The sequence below is a fragment of the Agrobacterium tumefaciens str. B6 genome (genome assembly GCF_001541315.1).
GTDB classification, from domain to species: Bacteria; Pseudomonadota; Alphaproteobacteria; order Rhizobiales; family Rhizobiaceae; genus Agrobacterium; species Agrobacterium radiobacter.
The window spans coordinates 17,568-39,842 of record NZ_LMVK01000004.1 but is presented as its reverse complement, the minus strand read 5'-3'; the positions used below and the strand labels follow the sequence as shown (position 1 = coordinate 39,842).

Sequence of the window (22,275 nt, the reverse complement as noted above, 5' to 3'; positions counted from 1 at the left end):
ACTTAGCCCAGCAATCAATGAGCTTTTGGTCTGACACAAGTAGCTTTCTAAACGACATATCCGTGGCATCAACCACGATATAAGAATCGTTATTGCTCAGTATTGCACTCACGTAGGTCGCCATATCTTGACGCGTTTTGGTAGAGTTCACATACCAAACCGTTTCGAGTATGCGATAGGCGCAAGTTCCGAGTTTCTCGATGTGCTTGTCCATCTCAGCGTGCGTAGGCCTTTGACCGTTTAGGTCATACGAAATTATGTAGTTTGCCATTTCATTCTCCCTGTTGGCACAACAAGAAAACTCTAAATCAACCCAGAGTCGAGTCCGACTAAAGGACAATCAACATGCAATTCACCGACGCTGTAACGGTGTCCGGCACGCGTCGGACTGCCGACGGATATCTCATTGCCGAAGCCAAGTCGGTTCGCACCGGCATCCAGCTGTATTCGGGCGATGAGGTTGGCAAGCCAGAGATGCCGATTGTGCGGGTCTATCGCCCAGCCGAACAGGTCTTTGCCGACACCAGCCTGCAGAGCTTCACCCACGCACCGGTGACGATGAACCACCCTGACGAGGCGGTGACGGCTGAAAACTGGAAAGACCTCGCCATTGGTGAAGTCAGCACGGCTGCCAAGAAGGACGGCGAGTGGGTTCACCTGCCGCTGATCCTGAAGGACGCCAAGGCCATCGCAGAGGTTGAGGAAGGCAAGCGGGAGCTTTCCGCCGGCTACACCTGCGAACTGGTCTGGGGCGACGGCGTAACGCCAGACGGGCAGCAGTTCGACGCCACCCAGACCAACATCAAGATCAACCATCTCGCCGTGGTGACACGGGCCAGGGCTGGTTCTCAAGCTCGCATCGGTGACGGTGCGTCATGGGGCGCTGCCCCTTTCATCCCTGATCACAATCCAAAGAAGGAAACGATCATGACCCTGAAGACGGTTACCGTCGATGGCATCCCGGTTGAAGTAACCGATCAGGGTGCCGTGGTTATCGGCACGCTGCAGACGCGGCTCGCTGATGCCAATGCGAAGGCTGAGAAGGCCGAGGCAGCCCACACCGCAGCTCTTGCGGCAAAGGATGCTGAACTGGCGAAGAAGGACGCCGAACTCGACGCCATGAAGGCGAAGGTTCTCTCCGACGCCGATCTCGACAAGCGCGTGCAGGACCGTGCTGACCTCATTGCTGTGGCCTCGGTCATTGCCAAAGACGTCAAGACCACCGGCCTTTCTGACGCTGCCATTCGTAAAGCTGTTGTCGCCGCCAAGCTGGGCGATGCTGCGATTGCCGGCAAGGCCGACGCCTATATCGATGCCCGTTTCGACATCTTGGCTGAAGACGCCAAGAAGGAAGCTGGCGCCGATCCATTCGCTCGTGTCGTCTCTGACGGCCTGAAGTCGAACCTCAATGATGCCGGTCGCGAAAACAAGGCGTGGTCCGACGGCGTGTCCGATCTCAACGCCTGGCGCCACCAGAAGGAGGCCTGATCCATGCCTATCACTTTCAAGCAGTCCATTGACGCCTATGCACTTGGCCGTCGTGCCAACATGGAAGAGTGGAACACCATCACCCGCACCAAGGAAGGCTCTGGCACCCTTGGGTTTGGTGTCCCGGTCATGCCCGGAACTGGTGAGCACACCTGCATCGAGCTTGATGCCACCACGGGCCGCACGGTTCTCGGCATCACTGAGGCCTCGCAGGTTCTGCCGCACACCGGTGACAGCTATGCGCAGTACGACAACGTCGGCATCTGCGAAAGTGGTGTGATCGGCGTTCTTCTCGGTGCCAACGTCACGGCTCGTTCGCCGGCGCGGTGGAACACCGCCAACAAGACCTGGACCGGCGCGGCACAGTCCGCAACGGTCGTATCCATCCCCGGCGCAGAGTTCGAAGTCGCAGGCTCCAGCGGAGCAATCGGCCTCGTTCGCTACCGTCGTCCGGTTCCCTCTCTCTCTGTCTCGGGTTGATCGCTATGAACCAACGTATCGTTATCGACGCTCAGGCCCTGTCGTTCGTGCAGGGGCAGGCGTACAAAATCAACAGCACGGTTTACGAAGCGCGTTATCCCGATTGGGACTTCGGCCGGCTTGTTTTCGTGGATACCTCCGGCCCCGCGTGGTCTCCGGGTATTCTCACCTATCTGTCGGATCTTTCCGGCAAGGCAAACTGGCAGTCCGGCTACGCCAAGGATATCCCGCTGGCTGATGTCAATCAGGACATGCAGCTCAGCACGTTCCATCTGGCGGCGATCGGCTACCAGTACAACATCGAGGAGGTGAATACCGCCCTCAATGTGGTCGGCGGCACCCTCACCAACCGCCGCGCCCGTGCTGCTCGCTTGGCCTACACGAAGTTCATGTGGGACCTGACCATTCAGGGCTCCGCTGAAAAGGGCAAGAACGGCCTCATCAACCAGTCAGGCGTCACTCCCGTTGCAGCTACTGCCGATGGCACCGGCTCTGCCCGCCATTGGATTGCCAACGACGGCACGGTGACCAAGACAGCAGCTCAGATCCTGCGCGACATCAACCAGGCACTCACCGGCACCAATACGGCGACGAATGCTCTGGAATATGCCGACACGATCCTGCTGCCGGTCGAGGCTTACAACCTCATCGCGTCTACGCCGTTCAATGCGCTCGGCAACGACACGATCCTGACATGGCTGCTGCGCACCAACGTTTACACGCTGGCAACCGGCCGTCCGCTCACGATCCGCGCCGTTCCGTTCCTCCGCACCGCGTCCACGCAGACGGTAGTCGGCGGCGGTCGTATGGTGGCCTACAAGAACGACGAGAACTATGTGAAGCTCAACCTTCCGATGCCTCACCAGTTCCTGCCGGTCTATCCGGACGGCCCGCTCAACTTCCAGATCCCCGGCATCTTCCGTACCGGCGGCATCGAGTTGATGACCACGGCGACGTTCTACTATCTCGATGGCATTCTCCCGGCGCCGTGATAGCGCATGAGCCACGCCCGCCCGGTTATGCTGGGCGGGCATATCCAACACTCTGAGGTCAGCTATGCCCTACACACTCAAGAACCTGTCCGGCTTCCCGCTGGACGTGCCCACGCTGCACGGCCCGGTTATCCTGCCTTCCTATGGTGAGGTCATTGCTGAACTCGGCGCGTTCGATGCTGAAGTCATGCGCCAATCGCCCTATGTCGAAGTGACCGAAGGCGGCAAGGCGAAGGAGACGGAGCGCGCCAAGGAAACTGAAGACGACAAGCTATCGACGCTTCGGTCTGAGTATCAGGATCTATACGGCAAGCGCGCCTACCATGGCTGGTCTGCCGGAGAGCTTCAGGAAAAGATTGACGCCAATCTGGCGGAATAAGCCCTAACGGAGATCGACATGGCAACGAATCCCTTCAATCGAGGCTTGAACGTCGCCTCCGATCTTGTTCCGGTCACGCCGAACGACAGCACCGATCTTGCCGAACCAGGCCGTGCGATCCGTTGCCGCCCTGATGGTGCCGCCGGAACGCTCCGGTTCAGCAACAATGCTGGCGTGGTGCGCAACACCTACATCGACGCCGGAGAAACCATCCTTGTGGCTGTAACCCGCGTCCACGCCACCGGCACCACCGCGACGAACCTTGAGGTTCTGGTCTGATGGCTGGATACGGCACCAACGAGGCGTTCACGGCTTACACTGAAGCAGCAGGTTATGTCTTTCCGGAAGGAACGACTGAGCCGCAGAAAACAGCCGCCCGTCAGCGGGGTTCCCTGTTTATTGATCGCTACGAACCTCGGTTCAGTGGTTCACGCACTGGCGGATATGCTCAGGAGCGCGCTTGGCCGCGTACAGGGGCGTCTACCTACTACGGCGAGCCCATCCCCTCTGACGTCGTTCCTGTGGCTATAGAGAACGCTTCCTACGAGGCTGCATATCTCGAATTGACCAATCCCGGCAGTTTGTCTCCGGTAGTGACAGGGTCATCTACGGTGAAGCGTGAGAAGGTCGGCAGTCTCGAAGTGGAGTATGCCACATCGTCGTCAACCGATATCGCGGACATCGTTGCCATGGCCACGCCGGTGGTCACCGCTATTGAGGGCATGCTTTGGCTGTTCATGTGTCCCGTGCTCCCGGCAATCTTGGTGGTCTGAATGGCAACCTTCGACTATGCCCGCGCCCGCCAGACTGCCGAGAGATTGATCGCCAAGTTCGGCACGACCGGCGCCATCCGCCGCGCGGTGACATCCGGCCCCGATTACGACCCAGAGATCACCGAGACGGACTATCCGTGCACGCTGGTAACGCTGGAATATGACGACCGGGACATCGATGGAACTCTGGTTCTGTCCACCGACAAGAAGATTTACGTGAGCACTCAGGGCCTGCAGATCGCGCTCGAAAAGAGCGACAGGGTAATTGCCGACGGCAAAGCATATGCCATTGAGCGCCTGAAACCGCTTTCACCGGCCGGTATCGTGGTTTTCTGGGAAGTTCAAGGAAGGCGATAAGCATGCATCAAGAACGTGAATACGAAGACACAAATAGCTTGAAGGTTCTGGCTGTCGATGTTGCGACTACTCTAATGCCTCACCTTAAGGTGATAGCTTCCGACAATCTCAGTGTTGAGCTTGAGGTGTCGGAGTTCAAGATGGTGGGAAGCCTTTCGACCACCAGTTCAGTCAAGATCACCGTTTCAGCGACAGAGCAATAACCATTGAACCAAGCTGCTGTCACCGGCTGGTATTGTGGTTTATTACGAGGTTCAGGGCAGGCGATAGAGGCAGGGTGAAATGGCTGAAACGATGATTGAACGAGTGGCTAGGGCAATCTGTGTCGCCTCCGGGCTTGACCCGGACAGGCCATTCTCATCCTCAAACTACAGCAAGGAAACCGAGCCCCAGGAGTTCGCTTGGCATGAGTTCCTGCCTGAGGCTCGCGCGGCTATCAACGCGATGCGGGAACCCACCCGAGCCATGCATGAAGCCGGTCTGGAGACGACTGGCATGCCGAGCAACACCTTCCGCGACATGATCGACGCGGCCCTCAAGGAATAACCATTGAACGACAACGTGTCGCCATCGATCGCAGCCCGCATTCTCGTGCGCGGCGTGATCATCGGCTTCCTCATTGCATGCGCCGCAAGGCTGGGTTGGGCCGCTGGTGGCTGGATAATCGGGTGATTGATGGCACGCAAACCAACGGCCAAGCAGCAAATCCGAAAGCTGCTGGATGATCTTGAGCCGACGGTTCAGAAGGCCTTCTTCGACAGCATCGACAGCCTGAAATCGAACATTGAACTGAATCGTATTGTCGAGCGATTGGAGCAGCAGGACATCGACGGGGCCATGAGGGCCTTGAACATCGACCCCGCCGCCTACAGACCGCTACAGAAGGCCACGGAAGAGGTTTTTGAGAGCGGCGGCAACCAAGCCGCCAAGAAGGTGCCGAAAGCTCCTGAGGCAGCTACCACGACGTTTCGCTTCGACATCCGCCACCCCACGGCAGAGCAAGAGCTGCGGCAGTATAGCTCGACGCTCGTCACGCGGATCACCGAAGACCAGCGCCAGGCTATTCGTGACGCTCTCGCAGATGGGATTTCGCAGGGCAGGGCGCCCCGGCAGACGGCGCTGAATATCGTTGGCAGGCTCAGCAAGGTCACAGGACGCCGTGAGGGCGGGATTATTGGCCTGTCTGGGCCTCAGGCCGGATATGTCGAGAACATGCGCCAGCGGCTTCTCTCGGGCGATAAGGACGAACTTAAGAAGGTTCTGACCATGGAGCGCCGTGACAAGCGCTTCGACCGGACCATTCTAGACGCCATCAAGACCGGCAAGAAGCTGGATCAGGCAACGGTCGACCGGATGACTGGACGCTATGCCGACCGGTTGCTTCTGCTGCGCGGTGAGACAATCGCCCGCACCGAGACAATGACCGCCTTCAACAAGGGGCAGATGTCCTCGATGAGCCAAGCGATTGCAGAAGGACGGGTATCGGCGTCTGTGGTGGTGAAGATCTGGCATGCCTTCATGGATGAGCGGACACGCTTCACGCACCGACTGTTGAACAAGACGCGCGTTGCCTTCTATGACAAGTTCCAGACGGCGCGGGGCCGCTTCATGGCTCATCCCGGTGACCCGGAAGGCGGAGTAGAGGAATGCGCCTGCTGCCGGTGCTGGATGGAATTTGCAATCGACTTCCTGGCGGATCTGGACTGATGGCACGCGGCGTAACGGTCACCACTCGATCAGGCAGGGCATCATTCGGCCAAGCCCGCTTCGGTGCGCAGGTTGATGCATGGGTGCAGCAGACAGAAAAGCGGCTGAATGCCGTCTTCCGTCTCTCCACGCAAAAGGTCATCAGCTACATGCAGGAGAGTGTCCCGGTCAGGGATGGCTTCTTGCGCGCCTCTCTGGTGGTTCTGGTCAATCAGGATCCGCCGAAGGCAGACAAGACCGATGAAGACGGCATGGGGCCTTATACCGACGCATACATGAAGGTCGCCATTGCCGGCGCTGTTGCTGGTGATCGCATCGTCTCAGCCTACACGATGGTTTATGCCCGCAGGCTGGAGTACGGCTTCAATGGTACGGACTCTCTCGGACGGTCATACAATCAGGCGCCAAGGGGCTGGACGCGCGCTGCGGTGGCTCGATGGAACGAAGCAGTTCAGGAAGCGACCAAGGAAGCTATAGCGCGCTCGGGTCGATGATTGCCCCGTTGTTCGGGTCTCCGCGCTCGGCGGCTATGAGCAGGCATCCTTGCAGATTTACCAGCGCAGACAGAGCGGCGGCCATGGTGGCCGTGCCCAACGGCGTCAGACATGTGTTGTCTCCAAGCGCCTGTATCGCATCGTGCAGGCGGTCGTAGACGTCGTTATCGCTGAGCGGTGACTTTTCAGACATAGAGGTTGAATACATGGCGACGGGAACGGACGCAACAATCCTTGCTGCGCTGATCGAGCATCTTAAAACGCTCTCGTTCTCGCCCGCGCTTCAGATCGCGATGCCTGGTGTCGATTTCCCGGCTGCAGGGCAGACCAAGCCTGACAATTATCTCGCGGCGTTCTTTATGCCAAACCAGACGACCAACAGCGAGGTTGGGGCAGGGCAGGAACAGCACCGCGGCGTCTTTCAGGTCTCGGTGTTCTGGAAGAAGGGCGTCGGCCACATCAAGCCGCTTGAAGCCGCTGACAAGATCATCGCCCACTTCGCAAAGGGCACCACGATTTACGCCGACGGGCTCAAGATCATCATCGATCGCAAGCCCTACGCTGCGTCACCACTCCAAGAAACCGACCGCGTGCAAGTGCCGGTCAGCATTCGTTATCACGCCTTCGCATAGGAAAGGATATCCCCATGGCAGGCATCAAAACCACGCTGGCAGGCACGAAAGTGTCGATCAGCACCGCCCCGGTTACGCTCCCGCTCAATGCCGCTGCTTTCGGCGCGCTCACGTTCACCGAAATCAAGTCGGTTGGAAACCTGGGCGACTACGGCTCGGCGCCGAACATCGTCAACTACGACACGCTCGACACGGACGTTCGTTCCAAGGCCAAGGGCGTGGAAGACGCCGGCGAACTGTCGATCGAGGTCGCGCGCATCTTCGATGATCCCGGCCAGATCGCCATCCGCGCCGCTGCGCTGACCAAGTTCTATTATGCGGTCAAGGTCGAATACGCCGATGCGCCGTCCGAGGACTGGTCGAACACCATCATGTATGCGGCCGGTCCGGTAACGGGTCCGCAGCTTCTCGGCGGTGGCACGGATGATTTCGTGCGCGAGAGCTATACTGTGGCCTTCACGGATCAGCGCCCGCTCTTCATCGCCCCTGTCGAAACTCCGTAAGGTGACCAATGGACCTTCTGAAACTCGTACCGAACACCATCACCGTCGACCTTAAGCACCCCGGCACTGACGCGCCGCTGGGCGTGAAGGTCGAACTGCAGAGCCTCGAGAGCGACGAGGTGAAGACTGTTGAGCGCACCCTGAAAAACAAGGCCCTCAGGGGCGGCCGCAACAATGTCACTGCCGAGAGGATTGACGACAACACTGTCGCGATCCTGTCGGCTGCTATCGTCGGCTGGGAGTTCACCGGTGACGCCAATCTGGCCGGTGACAAGAAACCCGCCTGCAACGCCGCCAACAAGCGCAAGCTTCTCCAAGTGCCGGCGCTGGCGAAGCAGATCGATCTCGCTCTGGGGAATGAAGCCGCTTTTTTCGAGCAGTCGGCGACGAGCTAGTCGCCGCTGTCTCCCACATCGCAAAATGGGAGACGCCCGGATACGAGCTCAACGACGGGCCGAAAACGAAAGTCATCCTCACCCGTCGGGAGTTCAATGAGCGCTTCGATAAGGCAGACGAGAACCCGGAAGAACCAGAAATCCGCGAGGATATAGAGCATATCTGGGCTTGGTTCTGGCAATTGCATGCCAGACGTCAGCACGGCGCTAATGGGCCGCAGGCGATCAGCTATCCCGAGATCGACGCATGGTCTCGCATCACCGGTGAGCTGCTTCTGCGTGAGGAAGTAGGCATCCTGATCCGCATGGATGACGGATATCGGAATGCGCTGGCCGAAGAGATGGAAGTGCAGCGGAAGGCGAGGGCGGCCGGTTAGTTTGTGAACTCGCCTCTGTCGGCCTTCGCGGCCTGTTCGCGAGTGATGTATCCATTCGCCGCACAGTGATCCCGTAGCGCCTTTGATGGCGATCCTTCGCGCGTCAGAGTGGCGCGACAACCATTGATCATCGTTCTTTCTTGAGAAGCTGCCTCGGCGGCCTTTTTCTGCTGGTACTCACTCCAAGCGAAATACCCGCCGCCCGCGATAATCACGACGCAGGCAGTAGCAATCAGAAATTTCAACCAACCGTCCATTCTGGCTCCCTCTGAGGTTGCCGGAACCATACGCATTGAAACGCCGGAAGGTAAAGCCCTATGGATATCGCGCAGCTTGGCATTGAGGTCCAATCCGGCGGCGTGAAGAGCGCAACCAACGACCTGAAACAGTTCACGAATGCCTCTCGCGTTGCTGAACGTGCCGCTGCTGGCCTGTCTGATGCATCTGGCAAGTTTTCCACATCTGAGATCACGGCTATGGCCGCGGCTATGGGCTCGGTTGAGAAGACGTCGAACGCTGCGGCCAAGGCGCTTGCGGCTGCTTCTCTGGCCGCCCAGCGCGCTGGTTCCCTCGGCACTACGGGCGTCAGATCACTTGGACAGTCTGCGGGTGTTGCGCGGCAGCAGGTGCAAAACTTGGCTTTCCAGTTCCAGGACATCGCGACGATGATGGCGATGGGGCAGTCTCCTTTTATGCTCCTTGCTCAGCAGTTGCCACAGGTGACGATGTACGGCGGGCAGCTTACCGGCGTCATGGGCGCACTGAGGTCCACTCTCGCTGGGTTCATCAGCCCTCTTGGCCTTATCACTACGGGCTTCGTTCTGCTCGGCACGGCTGCTATCTCGTATTTCTCGGAATGGTTCTCGCGCGGGTCCGAGGCAAACATGACGCTCAAGGAGCAGAGCGCACTCATCCAGCAGGTCGCGAGCGATTGGGGCGATGCCGCGCCCCAGATGCGGGCCTATGCCGATGAGATGGAGCGCGCCGCCAAGGCGAAAGGCCTGATGGATGCGGCAAACGTCGCTTCCGCTGCGCAATACACCGCCGTCGAGCACGTGCTGGCCCGCATCAACGAAGAATATACGGCCGCAATCCGCAATCTCCGCGGTTATGGCGACGAGACCAACGGCGTTGTCAAAAACCTCACGTCTTCCTTTACGGACCTGCAGTCCAAGATCATGGAGGGCAACGCCACGTCGGAAGACCTGAAGCGCGCGCAAGACGCAGTCAACGTCGCTGTCGACCAGTACGGCACGCCTGCGGTCCTTCGATATGCGGCTGCGTTCGCTACGCTGGTGCCGCAAATCAACTCGGCAATCAATGCCGCCGCGAACTTCCGCAACGAAGCCTCCAGCCTTCCTGGGCTCGATCGCATGAATGACCCAAGGACATGGCGCAGCGCAGGTCGCACAGACCAGTTCGGCGCTGATGCAACGATCCAAGGAACGGCTTTCCCGCTCCCTGACAATGGACCTGTACCCGGAGGCCGCCCGACTGTGGAGTTGTCGGGGCTCCCGAAGGTCAAAGGATCCGGCGGCGCAAAGCAGAAGGCATATCAGACGGCCACAGCCTCGATCGCCGAACAGACCCGCGCCTTGCAGGCTCAGACAGCCGCACAGGCTACGTTGAACCCGCTGGTGAGCGATTACGGCTATGCCGTCGCAAAGGCGAAGGTCGAAACGGATCTGCTGCTGGCGGCCGAGAAGGACAAGAAGGCGATAACGCCTGAACTGACGGCCCAGATCAGTGCACAGGCGGAAAGCTACGCGCAGGCTGTTGTCGAGCAGAACAAGCTCACAGAGGCGACTAAAAAGGCCACGGAAGCGGTCAACTTCGTGAAGAACACGACGGCGGGCTTCATCAACGATCTGCGCGACGGGTTGAAGAACGGCGAATCCTTCTGGGAATCGTTCAGCAATGCGGCTCTGAACGTTCTGGATCGGATCACTGATAAACTGCTGAATGAGGTTCTCGACGCGGTTTTCAAGGTGTCGAATGCCGGTTCCTCGTCTGGGGGCGGTGGCTGGCTTTCTAGTCTGTTCGGCGGTCTATTCGGTGGAGGTGGCAAGGGGCTGAATTACTTCCCAGCTGCACCAACAGGAGCGATGTATGCAAGCGGCACAGCTTCGGCTCGGGCAGGATATGCGCTTGTTGGCGAAGAAGGCCCGGAAATCGTTAAGTTCGGCGGCGGCGAACAGGTAGTGCCTAATCATCGGCTTGGAACCGCTTTCTCTGGCGGCGCGGCGGCTGCAAACAGCAATATGCCGCAGTCTATGCATGTCACGGTTGGGGTTTCGGTCGATGAAAACGGGAACCTCCAAGCCTACGTCAAAGACGTGGCCCGTAGTGAGGCGGTCCACGTGTCAACAGCCGTCGTAAAGCAGAACAACAAGGCACAGCAGAACCTCTATCAGAACGGGCAGGCGCAGAATGGCTGATCCTATTTCGCTCCCTGCTGTCGGGTGGAGGGAATGCAACTTCGACCCGGTGCAGCCACGCAGCATCAACCGAATGGAAGGCCGAAGGACGGAATCTCAGTCGTTTGGCACTCCGTACTGGCGGGCAACCTATCAGGCCACTTGGCTGGACAAGGCCAAGTTCGGCCTGATGGATGCCTTCATGATGCAGGCGGGAGACGACGGGGAAACGTTCCTTGGTTACGATGTCTTCCGTCCACGGCCAATCGCAATGGACACAGGCTCTCCGCTCTCCGGCACCAAGGCGGGCGGGGGTGCCTTCAACGGTGACGCTTTCCTTCAGGCGATCACCGGAACCACGCAGTTGAACGTTGGCGGTCTGCCGGCGGCGTTCATCTTCTCCCCCGGCGATTATGTCGAACTGCGAATGTCGGTCCTCAAGCGGTCTCTGCACCGGGTGATTGCTCCGGCGACATCCGACGTGAACGGCTTTGTCACACTCAATGTCCGCCATCCAGTCGACAGAGATCATTTCACATCAAGCGCGACGGTTCATTTCGAAAAGCCGTCCTGCACGATGCAGATTGATCCAGACAGCTATTCCGGCGCCAAGTCGTGGGATAACCGCGAGCCCTCATTCCGCGCGACAGAGGTCTTCGTATCATGAGCAATACCCCAGAAAAGTTGGTCGTGTCGCAGTCTGCCTGCTATGTCGATGTCAGATACATCACGGCAAATTACGATCCGTTCGAGCATATTCGGCCAAGGGTCGAGGAAGAAATCGGGCAGATTAATTCGGTTATCCCTGAGGATACGCAGGACCCTGTTTTGGCGGAGCGTAGAGCATGCGCCATAAGAGCCCTGCACCAGATGTCCCCGCACTACATGTCGGTGTCGACGGCAATTGCCATCGCTGATGCTATAATGAGGCGGGGCCATGAGCCTTGATCCAGTCGTCGCAGCACAGATTGAAAAGGGGCGGATCGCCCGCCTCGACCTCATTCGCTTCGATCTCCCCGGCAAAACGGTAGGTTACCATCGCGGCGGCCGGTCCTACACCTATAATGGCCTCGTCTATCTGCCGAACCGGTTTCTGGACATCGGAAGCATGACGTCGGCGGTGGGAACGGCGGTCACGACGCGCACCATCACGTTCTCAAATATCCCGGTGACCGATCCAGAGGATGCAATCGCCAAGATCGAGGAGTTCGACTACCAGAACTCCCCGGTCATTATTGCCCATCTCTGCGGCGTGCCTAACAGCAACGAGGTCTTGGGCATCCTCGCATCGTCCATCTATGAGATCGACCAGGTGCGTTACAACAAGGGTGCCGTATCGGGGTCTGAGCGAACGCTGACGATGGAAATCGATCTGCAGCCGCCGGGGCGTTCGGCGCGCGGCTCCACGGGCGTCAAGCGCTCCATCGCAGAACAGCAATTCGACAATAGCCCCACAGACACCGGCCTCGAATATGTGGCCACGAATGCCACCATTCCCGAGGAATGGGGCCAGAGGCAAGGCTGACCACATGAACCGTTTCCGAATTGTCGAAGCTACGCTGAACGCGGAGCTGGCGAAGCCGTATGCCTATGGCTCTGCCGATTGCTTCTTCTTGGGCTGCGCGATGATTGACGCGCTCACGGGCGCTGAGACGGCCAAGAAGTATCTCGGCAGCTACAAGACCCTCGCAGGCGCCCAGAGAGCGCTCAGGAAGCGCAAGCACAAGTCTCTGGTAACATTCTTTGAAACCGAGCTTGAACAAGCTCCTAAGGGGGCCGGTGAGGCGCGGCTGGGCGATCTCGTCATTCTTCGCCTCGCTGATGGCGCCGAGCATGTCGGCATCTGCCTCGGAACACGCTTCGTCACGAAAACACCGGACGGCCGACAGGATTACGGCCTCGGGGAAGTCATCGCCGCCTTTCACATCGGATAATCGTCAATGATTTTTACCGCTATCGGGACGGCGATTGCCGGAGCGCTTTTTGCTGGCTCTACGCTTGCGGCAACGCTAATCGGCGGCGCGCTGGCTTTCGGCACCAGCCTTGCATTCAGCTACCTCAAGCGGCCCAAGAAGCGCACCTATACGGCTGTGCAGGGTGAGACGCAGTACGGCGGCGACATTGACGTTCAGGCGCTCTACGGCCACGGCAAGACTAAAGGCCAGCGCCTCTATTATGCCAAATGGGGGCAGGGCAATAAGTTCAACGGCGAAGTCTTTGCTCTCGCGAACGGTTGGTGCGATGGCCTCGAAAACTATTGCTTCGTCTATGGCGAACGCCGTGCGCTGATTCAGGTCGGGAACGTCGGCGGGGAGGCTGCGCACTATCACGTTGATGGCTTCAGCGACAAGATTTCGATCCGGTTCTACGATGGCCGTCCCGGTCAGCCTGTGGATGCTAAACTGGTCGCTGACACGGTGGTCGTCGGTAATGTCTGGAAAAGCACAAGCGTCAACGCCGGCCTTTGCTATGTAGTTGTCGAACGCCTCTATGACAGCGCGCTATTCGAGAAGGGCAAGCCCGATTTCGAATTCGTCATGCGTGGTCTGCGCGAGTATGACCCGCGCAAGGACTCCACGGTTGCCGGCGGCTCTGGCCCGCAGCGCATCAACGATCCGGCGACGTGGGTATTCACGCGCAACCCGGCTGTGCACCGCTTGAACTATCAGCTTGGTCTTCGGGCGCTGAACTCTGGCCGCACACTGATCGGTGAGGGCAAGTCGCTCGGTCAACTGGATCTGGCAACGTACTTCGTCGCCATGAACGTCTGCGACACCATCAAGGCCGGGAAGCCGACCTATGAATGCGGTATTTGGGTAACCGGAGCTGACGACCACACGGAAATCCTGAAGGAGTTCGAAGACGCGATGGCGGGCTATGGCCTGAATCGTCGCGGACTTTCTGGCGTGATTGCCGGCGCTCCTCAAATTCCGGTGCTGGAGATTACAAAGGACGATCTCGATATCGGTCGAGACAGCGAGTACCAGTTCAAGAAGTCGGCTTTCGAGCGGTATAACCATATCTCCGGCCAGTTCCTGTCCATTGAGGACCTGTGGAACCCGCAGAGCCTTAAGCCTGTCTATTCAAATGCCGACGTGGCCGCCGACGGTCGCAATCGGCAGACCAGCAACGATTTCCTTCAGGTCACTGACCCGGATATTGCGCAGTACCTCCTGACCATCCGCTATCGCCAGAACCGTATGGGTGGCACGGCAACCTTGCCTGTCAGCCTGCGGGTCGGCCTGAAGGTGCAGGAAGGTGAGTGGATCGTCTGGAATGGCCGCACATGGATGATTTCCGAGTGGCTGTGCGACGAGAGCTTCAACATTACGTTGCGGCTGTCCGAGACCAGCGCCGATATCTATGATGATGGTGATATTGACCCCGGCCCGGTAGTTATCCCGCCGACGCCGCCGATCAACCCTTCTATCCTGACGACCGTGCAAAACTTCACGGTTGCTACCGGCATGATTGAGGGAGCCGAAGGGTTCCAGACCCCTGTGTTGCGGTTCACCTGGGATCCGCCGCAAGACCCATCGATCATTGAAGTTATCTTTGAGTATCGGATCAGCGGCCAGACGACGGTTTACACCGATGTCTGCAAAGACCCGGAGGCCGGCACATATCAGACCTCCAAGGATGTGATCTCTGGCGTCTTCTACAACGCTCGGGCTACGATCCGCACGGTTCCTGACCGGTTCAAGACATACACGCCGTGGGTTACCTCCGCGAACATTACCGGCAACCAGACGGTTTTTGCCGAGGTTGATCTGTCCGGCGTGGAAGAAGCTCTTGGCTGGCTGCGGAACAGCACCAGAACCGCACAGGATGCCATAGACGGCCTGATAGCGGGCATGATGGAACTGGCGACGGTTGCCTATAAGGACACGCGAAATCTCGCCAGAGAGCTTTCTGTGGAGCTTGGCGCCGCGCGTGCTGAATATCGAGAAGATATCCAGCTTGCCGTCAATGAGACCATGGCCGTTGCTGGCAAAGTTGAAAGCCTGACGGCGGCGCTGGGCGGCAACACGGCGTCTATCAACATCGCATGGGCTGCTGTTGCAGCTCCTGTCGGTTACTCTGCCCGATATGGCATCACGGCTGCTGTCAACGATGAGAACTATCGTTCGGCATCATTCCTGATGGATGTGCCCTCGAACCCGGCCAATCCGACGCGCATCATCATGAAAGCCGGGCAGGTCGTCATGGTAAGCGACGACGATGCCACGATAAAGCGCCCGTTCGTCTTCCAGTCGGGTGTTCTCTATCTCGATGAGGTCAGGGTAAATATGCTTTCGGCTTTGTCGGGAGTTCTGGGCAACGTCGATATCTCGAATGCATACATCGGGACACTGACCGTCGGCACATCGAACATCGAGCCTGGCGCGATTACAAGAGTAGACGCCAATTCAAGAAATGACACAGGGACATTCGATGTCACCGTTAGTCACGGGTTCGGCTCACCAACTGTGCGCCTCGATATCGCAAGCAAGCTGATTTCTGGCGGAACAGTCAATGGCAAGTCACAAATTGTCACCCAGAACATCACGAACGGCGGCGAAGTGAGCAACTTCTGCATCTTCAACTCGACCGATGATGCCAGCGGATTCCGTTACGTTGGGAGCGACATCGTTCTCTACACCCCTGCGTTCGGTCAATCTTCCACGACGTTCAGAGTTACAGTTTCTGGCGGTCCATTCATTGGATCGGTAGACAGGACAACTTTGATCGCCTCCACCTTCAAGCGCTGAGGAAATCCCATGTCTACGGGCAATAAGATGCAGGTCGACGCTTCCGTCATCCTGCAAGAGGCGGAAGTGCGCGAAACGTTCCTAGTGAACCGCACGCTTCTTCTGTCCCAGCAGCTTCTTATGCAGAAGCAGGAGAACCAGATCCTTCTCGACAAGATCAACGGCCTTGAAGCCGATCTGCGCAAGGCGCGCGATGATGGAGAAGAATAATGGCTAACACCACATGGTACGGCGATGGTACGGCTACCGTCGCTGTCGGCTCTCGCACTGTGACCGGCACTGACACCGGCTGGCTGACGGAAGTTGCCGGCCTGACGCCGATCAAGGTCGGTGACAAGTACGGCATCCACGTTGGCCGCCCTATAGTCATTGAGCAGATCATCAGCGACACGGAACTGTTGCTTGCCGATGATTGGCCCGGTCCTGCGCAGACGGACGCGCCTTATAAGGTCGAACTGACGTCGCCAACGATTGCCGCAGTCGAGGCCATGCGCCGGCTGCTGGCCTCCCTTTCAAATGGCAACCTCGACAGCCTGTCTGAAATCACTGTTGGCACGGATGACATTCCGATTGGTATCGGGCCGGGTGTGTTTGGGACGATCAACAAGTTCACATTGAAGGATGGCGTCCAGTTTGACGTTGCCGTTCCGAATATGGCTGGCCGAGCGGCTTATAACGGCGCTGCGGCGGGCTTCCGCGTGCTTGTTGCAGATATTGGAGATGGGCGTTCGGCGCTCTACATCAAGAACTCTGCGACGTCTGGCGACTGGAGCGTTCCCTACTACATCACCGGTCCTGTCGGCCCTGCTGGCGTTAATCAGCGCGGCAACTACAGCGCGGGCACGGCCTATGCGATCCGCGATATCGTGCAGTACGGCGGCTCGACGTGGATTGCAAAGGTTGCGACTACTGGCAATGCGCCGCCGACGCTTCCGACGACCGAGAACACGCAGTGGCTACTCTTCGCTCGCTCTGGCACGGCTGGTGTTGTGGATCGTGGCGCATACAGCGCGGGGGCGGCCTATGCGACGAATGACATCGCCCTGGACAACGGCTCAACGTGGATTGCCATTCAACCGACAACCGGCAATGCGCCGCCTGTGCTGCCAGTAGAAAGCAATGCTTACTGGCGGCTATTGGCGCGCAAGGGCACGGACGGCACGGGTACGGGGGATGTCACTGGCGCGGCGTCCGCAGTAGACGGGCAGTTCGCTGTCGCCAACGGGACCACGGGAAAGAGTATCAAGTTTCTGACGCCAGCACAGGCAAGTCAGGCTCTGGGCGGATGGGAGCCAATCGGCCTGATCAATATGGCTGGTTTGACGACCGCGGTGATCACGAACCTATCAGCGTTTAGCCGCCTAAGGTGCACCTCGAGCTTTTCGGTTCCCAGCGGCACGTACCTGACTATTCAAGTGTCGACTGATAACGGCGTGACCTTCCTGAGTGCCGTGTCTGATTATGAGTTCACGCTTGATGATGCGATCTATAACGGGTCAACAACCACATCGTCAGTGTCAAGCGCTCAGTTCCCTGGCATATTCGTCGGTGACATCACATGCGCAGGAACCACCGAAATCTTCAATTTCAACAAGGCGAGACCGGCGCTTTCAATCGGCCAGTTCGTAAGTCGGTCGCCCACCTCGCGGGTCAACAGGACCATAGGCACAACGACTGCCGCATCGGTGGCGCGAAATGCGTTGCGGATACAGAGCTCCGTAGCAGCGGCGACTTACGGCGAGCTGTTCTTTGAGGGGGTGAGAGGATGAAGATATCTTTTCTGGACGCAGCAACCGGTGAAAGTGTTAGCCGCGATATGACGGCCGATGAAATAGCCGAGTTCGAAGAACAACTCCCGCAGTCACCCACCATCACCGAATACGAAAACGCCATTCAGAGCCTTGTCGACAGAACAGCGCGTGAGCGTCAGTTCCGCGATGGCGTGACGCTGGCATCCTACATCGGCTCAACAAAGCCTAAATGGGCTGCGGAGGCGCAGGCCTTCGTCGCGTGGCGCGATAATGTCTGGTTCTACGCCTACGGCGAATTGGCGAAGGTTCAGGCGGGCCAACGCCAGCAGCCGACCGTCGAGCAGTTCCTTGGCGAGATCTCGCCCATCGCTTGGCCGTTAGCGTAACCCGCCATCATCCCGTATGTCTGCGCTCAGTCAGCATTTCGATACAAAATGTGCGGACGTATCACGCGATTGTTGCCGCCAGATTCAGGCTGGCGCGGCTGTTCACTGCGCCACTCCCTACGATCCTCGCGCCTGTCTCTCGATTCTCTCCGATCGCGCCAATCGCGGCGGTCATAGTCGCGGCGGTACCGGTCTCCATAATAGCGGTCTCGATCGTATGAACGGTAGGAAACGCCCGACGAATAATAGCCGCCAGTACGGTACCCGCCATCTTCAACGCATCCACTAAGGATACCGACGGATACGAGCGCAATTGCTGCGGTCAGAAGCTTCATAATCTCATCTCCCATTGAGGCACTCAAACGTGTGTCGGTGCCTTCGGTTCCATGACTGGGAGAATGCGGCGGCAGGGATGAACCGGGGCTGAACATTTGCGTAGGAAATCAAATGCCAATCACCAAATATCCACTCTGGGAGGGCCTTCTCCTCGACCCAGGGACGGGCCGAGGAGATTGACTGGGATCTACTGGCGAAAGCCTTTCGGCTGTGGATCTTCGCTAGAACATCGAAGCAACATTACAATCTTTTGATGCGGCTGTCTTGTGGATTTTTCAAAGTAAAAAAGCCCCGGCATTACTGCCGAGGCTTCCATCACTGACAATGTCAGATCAGATTAGAACGAACGCTGCAGACGGATGAAGCCGTTCCACTCTTCGTCAACGTTGTCGACGTCGAGGTAGTTAGCTGCAACCTTCATGGAGAGGCCCTGCGTGATCTTGTAGTCAACCGTCAGGCCAGCCTGCCAAGCGTCGTCGTTGGTGAAGTCAGGACCACCAGCGTAGTAGTTGCCGAAGTACTGTGCACCGGGGGTGATGGTCAGCTTGTCGGTTGCCTTGATGGCGTATTCACCAGCAATCGCCCACTCAGATTCGGTGTAGTAAGCGTTCGGGCCGGAAGCCCATACGCCTGCCAGGCCGAGGGTGCCGGGGCCTACGTCAGCCGTTGCGATCAGGCGAACAGAGCCTTCTTCGCGGTCGGTGTCGTAGCCGCCGATGAGCTGCAGCGAAGCTGCGCCGAGCTTCGCGCCGAGACCGAGAGCAACACCAACGTTGTTGTCGGGCTCGTCCCAACCAACAGTGAGGCCTTCGAGTTCGTCAACCGAAACGCCTGCCCAGAAGGAACCAGCGTCGTAGGTGTAACGAATGGAGTTGAAGAGAGCGTTCGTGGAGAGAACGTCGGACTCGCCAGAGAGGCCATCATCCCACCAGCTGTAGAACTTACCGACCTTCAGGCCGCCGAGTTCGATGAAGGCCTGGTCAACGTGAACGCCAGACTGAGCGGCAGAGCCGTTGTCAGCGTTGCCGCGGAAGCCGATGAAGCCACGCAGAGCGCCGAGCTCGGTGTCGGTGCGGGTGTCAACTTCGAACTGAGCGCGCGTGAACGAATCCCAGTCGGAAGTGCCACGGCCAGAGTTGAATTCGTCACGGCCGATGTTCGTCTGGAAACGGATGTAACCGCCGAACTTCAGGCAGGTTTCGGTGCCGGGGATGTAGAAGAAGCCGGTGCCGAAAGCGTCGCAAACGCGAACGTATTCCAGGGGCTCAGGCTCAGCGGCGACGATAGCGTCGGCAGCCTGTGCGCCGGATACTGCTGCGAGAGCCGCAGCGGAGCCGATAAGAAGGCTCTTAATGTTCATGATTGACCTCCAGTCAAAATTTATTTCCACCAACGCAAAGTCCGAAACTGGTTGTCCCCGCCTCATTAGCCCTGCGCTGACTCGGTAAATGACAGAAAGTCTTCTGATACCGCAATCATGTTTCACTGTTTTTGTGTGCTAGGCGGGACATGAAGCGATCGTAGTGTGTCCAATAAGTAACAGAATCTCCTTCGCCCTGTTGGTAACGTTAAGAGACTGTTAGGAGATTGGCTTGCTCACCCCCGGGGCAGCGGTGGCAGTTTTCTAGGCATTGTGCTCCGACAAAAGCCAATTCGGCCTTTCGATTCTACTGTGAGTGAAACCGATACACCCTAATACGAGCGCAGGGTTCACCAGAACATTTCGACTGTTGTGATTATCCGCAACTGGCGACCCGTAGCGCAACTCGGCACTTTATGGCGGGATGCTAAATGAGGCTCGCACGGGAACCGGGGGGTATTGAGTGCGAGCCTCGGTGCTGTGTGCAAATCACTACACGGCGGCAGAGAATGCATAACCTCTGAAATAGTTCCATGAGGTGGAGGCCCGTCGCTCCTCGTAAGCGCCATGGCCTCCATACCGCAGCCTGTTTCAGGGGACATGCGGCGCATCCCTATGGCGACAGACAAGCTCGCCGTCAATCAACAATCATGGAGAACATCATGGCACGACGCATCAACGCGGCGGGGCTTTCACACATCATGCAGTGGGAAGGCAAACGGCTTGTCGCATATCAGGACGTGGCTGGCATCTGGACTATCGGCTATGGCCACACCACGGCGGCCGGCATTCCGCGTGTCCGAGAGGGTATGCGCATCAGCGACAAGGAAGCCGAAGACATCCTGAAAAACGACCTCCGAAAGTTCGAGGATCGCGTTAGCCGCTTGGTGAAAGTCCCGCTGACGGACAACCAGTTTGCGGTTCTTGTGTCGTTCGACTTCAATACTGGAGCGCTCCACAAGTCCACACTTCTGAAAAAGCTGAACGCAGGCGACTATGACGCCGTGCCGGCCGAACTCATGAAGTGGGTCAATGCTGGCGGCAAGCGCGTGCAGGGCCTTGTCAATCGCCGTGCTGCCGAAGCCGGACTGTGGGCAAAGGGCGAGTTCGTATCGAGCAACACCGTCGAGGCTAAGAAAGCCGTGCCGGTCAAAGATGTTGCCGTCATCGGCGGCACTGGCACCACGGGCGCGGTTGCGACTATAGGCCCAGCTATCCCGGATATTGTCGACGCGGTGTCCAGCCAGCGCGATGAACTGACGAGCGGGCAGTGGGCGCGCGTCATCGTCGCCGTCCTGATCCTCGGCCTCACGCTCTACGGTATCTGGCGCAAGGTGAAGTCATGATCTGGGCTCTCATTCCTAACTGGCTCAAAATCGCCGCTGGTGGGCTTCTCTGTGCCGTTGTGCTGGCCTCGGGCTCCTACTGGCTCGGCAAGCGCGAAGGTCGCTCACAGACCCAGATTGAGGCCGCCAAGGAAGCGCTCGATCGCATCAACGAATTGGAGAAGAACAATGCGTCTTTCCGCAGTCTTACGGATCGCGGCCGTTGCCTCGTGTTCATGCGCGATAGCGGCTTGCCAGACAGCGCCTGCGACTAACGGGGCAGGTTACAGCTTCGTCAAGTTCTCGGACCCGCAGGCGGCTCGGCTGGCTTCACAAGATGATACAGCCGGTCCAGCAATCAACTCGAATAACAGGCAATGCGCGGCTGACGCTGCGTGTCGCAAATGATGGCATTTTAGGGCAGGGGCAGGCTTACGGGATGGCGGAGAACACCAATATGCAGATAAGTCGCGCTCCTAAACTGGAATGGAACCTAAATACAATCATCAGCCTCTTCACCCTTGCAAGCATGATTGTGGGCGGCGTGGCTATCTGGGTCGACAAGAGCCGGGATATCGAGGAGTTGCAGGAGTGGCGGCAGGGCCATGAGCAGCTTCACAAAGACCGTCTGGTAGAGGTGAAAACCATCGAGGCTCGAGCGGATGAGCGTTTCAAGAGTATTGAGGCAGATGTCCGCAGGCTCTCTGCTAAGTCAGAAAACCTTGATTACCGAATGACCAGCAGTGAGCAGGCCGTAGGCAGTTTGGTGCAGACCACCAAGGATATCCAGCAAGCCGTGTCAGCACAGTCAGGTGACCTTCGGGAGATCAAGGTCATCGTTCAAAGGATGGAGAAAGGCCAGAGGCCCTGAACTTGTCGCGGTGTGGGTAATGCTCGGGGCACCACCAATGCGGTTTCTCAGCTTTCGACTGGCTAAAACCCCATCCGCCCCACTTGCGACACCCCGGATGCTCGCACCAGTGGTTCTCGTGAATGCCGTCTCCGGCCTTATTGGTCTGGTCACTCATACCCGTACCTCTCCTTAAGCTCGACCTTCCGGCGCTCCATCTCCGCTATCACCTCTGGGTTCTCGTATGGTCTGCTCATGTCGGTATGTGGCGGGCTTAGCTTCGAATCTCCCGGCCGCCCACATTGATCACAGACGAAGCGTCGGTTCAAATACCTCTCATTTGGATTGATCTTCGAAAGGTCAACGTCAACACGGCGCTCACACGGCGTGCAGTAGGCGGTTATCGAATAAGCGTTGATGTAGAGATACCCAAAGGTTCCAGTGCGCACGGGCTTTCCCTCCGGTGACAGAGTTTCGTTTTCCCTTGATGTCATGATGCGCGCCGCCCAGCGCTGGGTCTGA

The 22,275-nt window shown here is 58.2% G+C and carries 30 protein-coding genes; 26 read left to right on the top strand and 4 right to left on the bottom strand.

Annotation, left to right across the window (positions count from 1 at the left end; translation table 11 throughout):
- Positions 1-345 precede the first annotated feature (345 nt).
- The 15 genes from ASB65_RS05080 (at position 346) to ASB65_RS05005 (ending at position 8,577) form a co-directional block, all read left to right on the top strand.
- Positions 346-1,488: a DUF2213 domain-containing protein gene (locus tag ASB65_RS05080; RefSeq protein ID WP_060723209.1), complete on the top strand. Its 1,143-nt coding sequence runs from the start codon at positions 346-348 to the stop codon at positions 1,486-1,488.
- A 3-nt stretch (positions 1,489-1,491) separates the two neighbouring features.
- Entirely contained in the window at positions 1,492-1,968 is a 477-nt protein-coding gene (locus tag ASB65_RS05075) for a hypothetical protein (RefSeq protein WP_060723208.1), read from the top strand.
- 5 nt (positions 1,969-1,973) lie between these two features.
- Complete coding sequence (locus ASB65_RS05070; protein WP_060723207.1) at positions 1,974-2,960, top strand: DUF2184 domain-containing protein; 987 nt, start codon at positions 1,974-1,976, stop codon at positions 2,958-2,960.
- Between the two features lie 64 nt (positions 2,961-3,024).
- Positions 3,025-3,339, top strand: coding sequence for a hypothetical protein (locus tag ASB65_RS05065; RefSeq protein ID WP_060723206.1), 315 nt, complete (start codon positions 3,025-3,027; stop codon positions 3,337-3,339).
- Between the two features lie 18 nt (positions 3,340-3,357).
- On the top strand, positions 3,358-3,618 hold the full coding sequence (locus ASB65_RS05060) for a spike base protein, RCAP_Rcc01079 family (RefSeq protein ID WP_060723205.1): 261 nt from the start codon (positions 3,358-3,360) through the stop codon (positions 3,616-3,618).
- The gene (locus ASB65_RS05055) at positions 3,618-4,112 is read left to right on the top strand and encodes a DnaT-like ssDNA-binding protein (protein ID WP_060723204.1); all 495 of its coding nucleotides are present in this window, start codon (positions 3,618-3,620) and stop codon (positions 4,110-4,112) included. Before ASB65_RS05060 ends, ASB65_RS05055 begins: the two co-directional genes overlap by 1 nt.
- Positions 4,113-4,469, top strand: coding sequence for a hypothetical protein (locus ASB65_RS05050; protein WP_060723203.1), 357 nt, complete (start codon positions 4,113-4,115; stop codon positions 4,467-4,469).
- Positions 4,470-4,751: 282 nt separating this feature from the next.
- Positions 4,752-5,015, top strand: coding sequence for a hypothetical protein (locus tag ASB65_RS05040; protein WP_065695028.1), 264 nt, complete (start codon positions 4,752-4,754; stop codon positions 5,013-5,015).
- Between the two features lie 3 nt (positions 5,016-5,018).
- Positions 5,019-5,141, top strand: a complete 123-nt coding sequence (locus ASB65_RS29070) for a hypothetical protein (protein WP_269085673.1) — start codon at positions 5,019-5,021, stop codon at positions 5,139-5,141.
- Complete coding sequence (locus tag ASB65_RS05035) at positions 5,142-6,176, top strand: phage minor head protein (protein WP_141681086.1); 1,035 nt, start codon at positions 5,142-5,144, stop codon at positions 6,174-6,176.
- The gene (locus tag ASB65_RS05030) at positions 6,176-6,670 is read left to right on the top strand and encodes a hypothetical protein (protein ID WP_060723199.1); all 495 of its coding nucleotides are present in this window, start codon (positions 6,176-6,178) and stop codon (positions 6,668-6,670) included. The genes ASB65_RS05035 and ASB65_RS05030 overlap by 1 nt, the downstream gene beginning before the upstream one ends.
- 206 nt (positions 6,671-6,876) lie before the next feature.
- Complete coding sequence (locus ASB65_RS05020) at positions 6,877-7,302, top strand: phage tail terminator-like protein (protein WP_060723197.1); 426 nt, start codon at positions 6,877-6,879, stop codon at positions 7,300-7,302.
- 14 nt (positions 7,303-7,316) lie between these two features.
- Complete coding sequence (locus tag ASB65_RS05015; RefSeq protein ID WP_060723196.1) at positions 7,317-7,805, top strand: hypothetical protein; 489 nt, start codon at positions 7,317-7,319, stop codon at positions 7,803-7,805.
- 8 nt (positions 7,806-7,813) lie between these two features.
- Positions 7,814-8,200 carry a hypothetical protein gene (locus ASB65_RS05010; RefSeq protein ID WP_060723195.1) on the top strand — a complete coding sequence of 129 codons (387 nt, stop codon included), beginning with the start codon at positions 7,814-7,816 and terminating at the stop codon, positions 8,198-8,200.
- Between the two features lie 182 nt (positions 8,201-8,382).
- Positions 8,383-8,577: a hypothetical protein gene (locus ASB65_RS05005; RefSeq protein ID WP_060723194.1), complete on the top strand. Its 195-nt coding sequence runs from the start codon at positions 8,383-8,385 to the stop codon at positions 8,575-8,577.
- Here the strand turns inward: ASB65_RS05005 and ASB65_RS05000 are convergent.
- Positions 8,574-8,834 (bottom strand): hypothetical protein, encoded by a 261-nt coding sequence (locus ASB65_RS05000; RefSeq protein ID WP_060723193.1) that lies wholly within the window; start codon positions 8,832-8,834, stop codon positions 8,574-8,576. The genes ASB65_RS05005 and ASB65_RS05000 overlap by 4 nt on opposite strands.
- 60 nt (positions 8,835-8,894) lie before the next feature.
- Between ASB65_RS05000 and ASB65_RS04995 the strand changes: the two genes are divergently transcribed.
- From ASB65_RS04995 to ASB65_RS04955, 8 genes are all read left to right on the top strand, one after another.
- Positions 8,895-11,015 carry a phage tail length tape measure family protein gene (locus tag ASB65_RS04995; protein ID WP_060723192.1) on the top strand — a complete coding sequence of 707 codons (2,121 nt, stop codon included), beginning with the start codon at positions 8,895-8,897 and terminating at the stop codon, positions 11,013-11,015.
- Positions 11,008-11,661 (top strand): hypothetical protein, encoded by a 654-nt coding sequence (locus ASB65_RS04990; protein ID WP_060723191.1) that lies wholly within the window; start codon positions 11,008-11,010, stop codon positions 11,659-11,661. Before ASB65_RS04995 ends, ASB65_RS04990 begins: the two co-directional genes overlap by 8 nt.
- A gap of 270 nt (positions 11,662-11,931) precedes the next feature.
- Positions 11,932-12,519 carry a hypothetical protein gene (locus tag ASB65_RS04980; RefSeq protein ID WP_060723189.1) on the top strand — a complete coding sequence of 196 codons (588 nt, stop codon included), beginning with the start codon at positions 11,932-11,934 and terminating at the stop codon, positions 12,517-12,519.
- A 4-nt stretch (positions 12,520-12,523) separates the two neighbouring features.
- Positions 12,524-12,928: a DUF6950 family protein gene (locus ASB65_RS04975; protein ID WP_060723188.1), complete on the top strand. Its 405-nt coding sequence runs from the start codon at positions 12,524-12,526 to the stop codon at positions 12,926-12,928.
- Positions 12,929-12,934: 6 nt separating this feature from the next.
- Complete coding sequence (locus tag ASB65_RS04970) at positions 12,935-15,745, top strand: hypothetical protein (RefSeq protein WP_060723187.1); 2,811 nt, start codon at positions 12,935-12,937, stop codon at positions 15,743-15,745.
- 9 nt (positions 15,746-15,754) lie between these two features.
- On the top strand, positions 15,755-15,955 hold the full coding sequence (locus ASB65_RS04965) for a hypothetical protein (protein WP_060723186.1): 201 nt from the start codon (positions 15,755-15,757) through the stop codon (positions 15,953-15,955).
- Entirely contained in the window at positions 15,955-17,514 is a 1,560-nt protein-coding gene (locus ASB65_RS04960) for a fusion protein (protein ID WP_080868441.1), read from the top strand. The genes ASB65_RS04965 and ASB65_RS04960 overlap by 1 nt, the downstream gene beginning before the upstream one ends.
- Positions 17,511-17,882 carry a hypothetical protein gene (locus ASB65_RS04955; protein ID WP_060723185.1) on the top strand — a complete coding sequence of 124 codons (372 nt, stop codon included), beginning with the start codon at positions 17,511-17,513 and terminating at the stop codon, positions 17,880-17,882. The genes ASB65_RS04960 and ASB65_RS04955 overlap by 4 nt, the downstream gene beginning before the upstream one ends.
- A 26-nt stretch (positions 17,883-17,908) precedes the next feature.
- Here the strand turns inward: ASB65_RS04955 and ASB65_RS04950 are convergent, their stop codons facing one another.
- Positions 17,909-18,217 carry a hypothetical protein gene (locus ASB65_RS04950; protein ID WP_236734544.1) on the bottom strand — a complete coding sequence of 103 codons (309 nt, stop codon included), beginning with the start codon at positions 18,215-18,217 and terminating at the stop codon, positions 17,909-17,911.
- Between the two features lie 338 nt (positions 18,218-18,555).
- Positions 18,556-19,578, bottom strand: a complete 1,023-nt coding sequence (locus ASB65_RS04945) for a porin (protein WP_060723183.1) — start codon at positions 19,576-19,578, stop codon at positions 18,556-18,558.
- Between the two features lie 662 nt (positions 19,579-20,240).
- Between ASB65_RS04945 and ASB65_RS04940 the strand changes: the two genes are divergently transcribed.
- The 3 genes from ASB65_RS04940 to ASB65_RS04930 all read left to right on the top strand — a co-directional run bounded on the left by ASB65_RS04940 (position 20,241) and on the right by ASB65_RS04930 (position 21,774).
- The gene (locus ASB65_RS04940) at positions 20,241-20,924 is read left to right on the top strand and encodes a lysozyme (protein ID WP_060723182.1); all 684 of its coding nucleotides are present in this window, start codon (positions 20,241-20,243) and stop codon (positions 20,922-20,924) included.
- Positions 20,921-21,178 (top strand): hypothetical protein, encoded by a 258-nt coding sequence (locus tag ASB65_RS04935; RefSeq protein WP_060723181.1) that lies wholly within the window; start codon positions 20,921-20,923, stop codon positions 21,176-21,178. Before ASB65_RS04940 ends, ASB65_RS04935 begins: the two co-directional genes overlap by 4 nt.
- Positions 21,179-21,240: 62 nt before the next feature.
- The gene (locus tag ASB65_RS04930) at positions 21,241-21,774 is read left to right on the top strand and encodes a hypothetical protein (RefSeq protein ID WP_236734543.1); all 534 of its coding nucleotides are present in this window, start codon (positions 21,241-21,243) and stop codon (positions 21,772-21,774) included.
- A gap of 149 nt (positions 21,775-21,923) precedes the next feature.
- Here the strand turns inward: ASB65_RS04930 and ASB65_RS28035 are convergent, their stop codons facing one another.
- On the bottom strand, positions 21,924-22,247 hold the full coding sequence (locus tag ASB65_RS28035) for a hypothetical protein (protein ID WP_139786508.1): 324 nt from the start codon (positions 22,245-22,247) through the stop codon (positions 21,924-21,926).
- Positions 22,248-22,275: the final 28 nt, after the last annotated feature.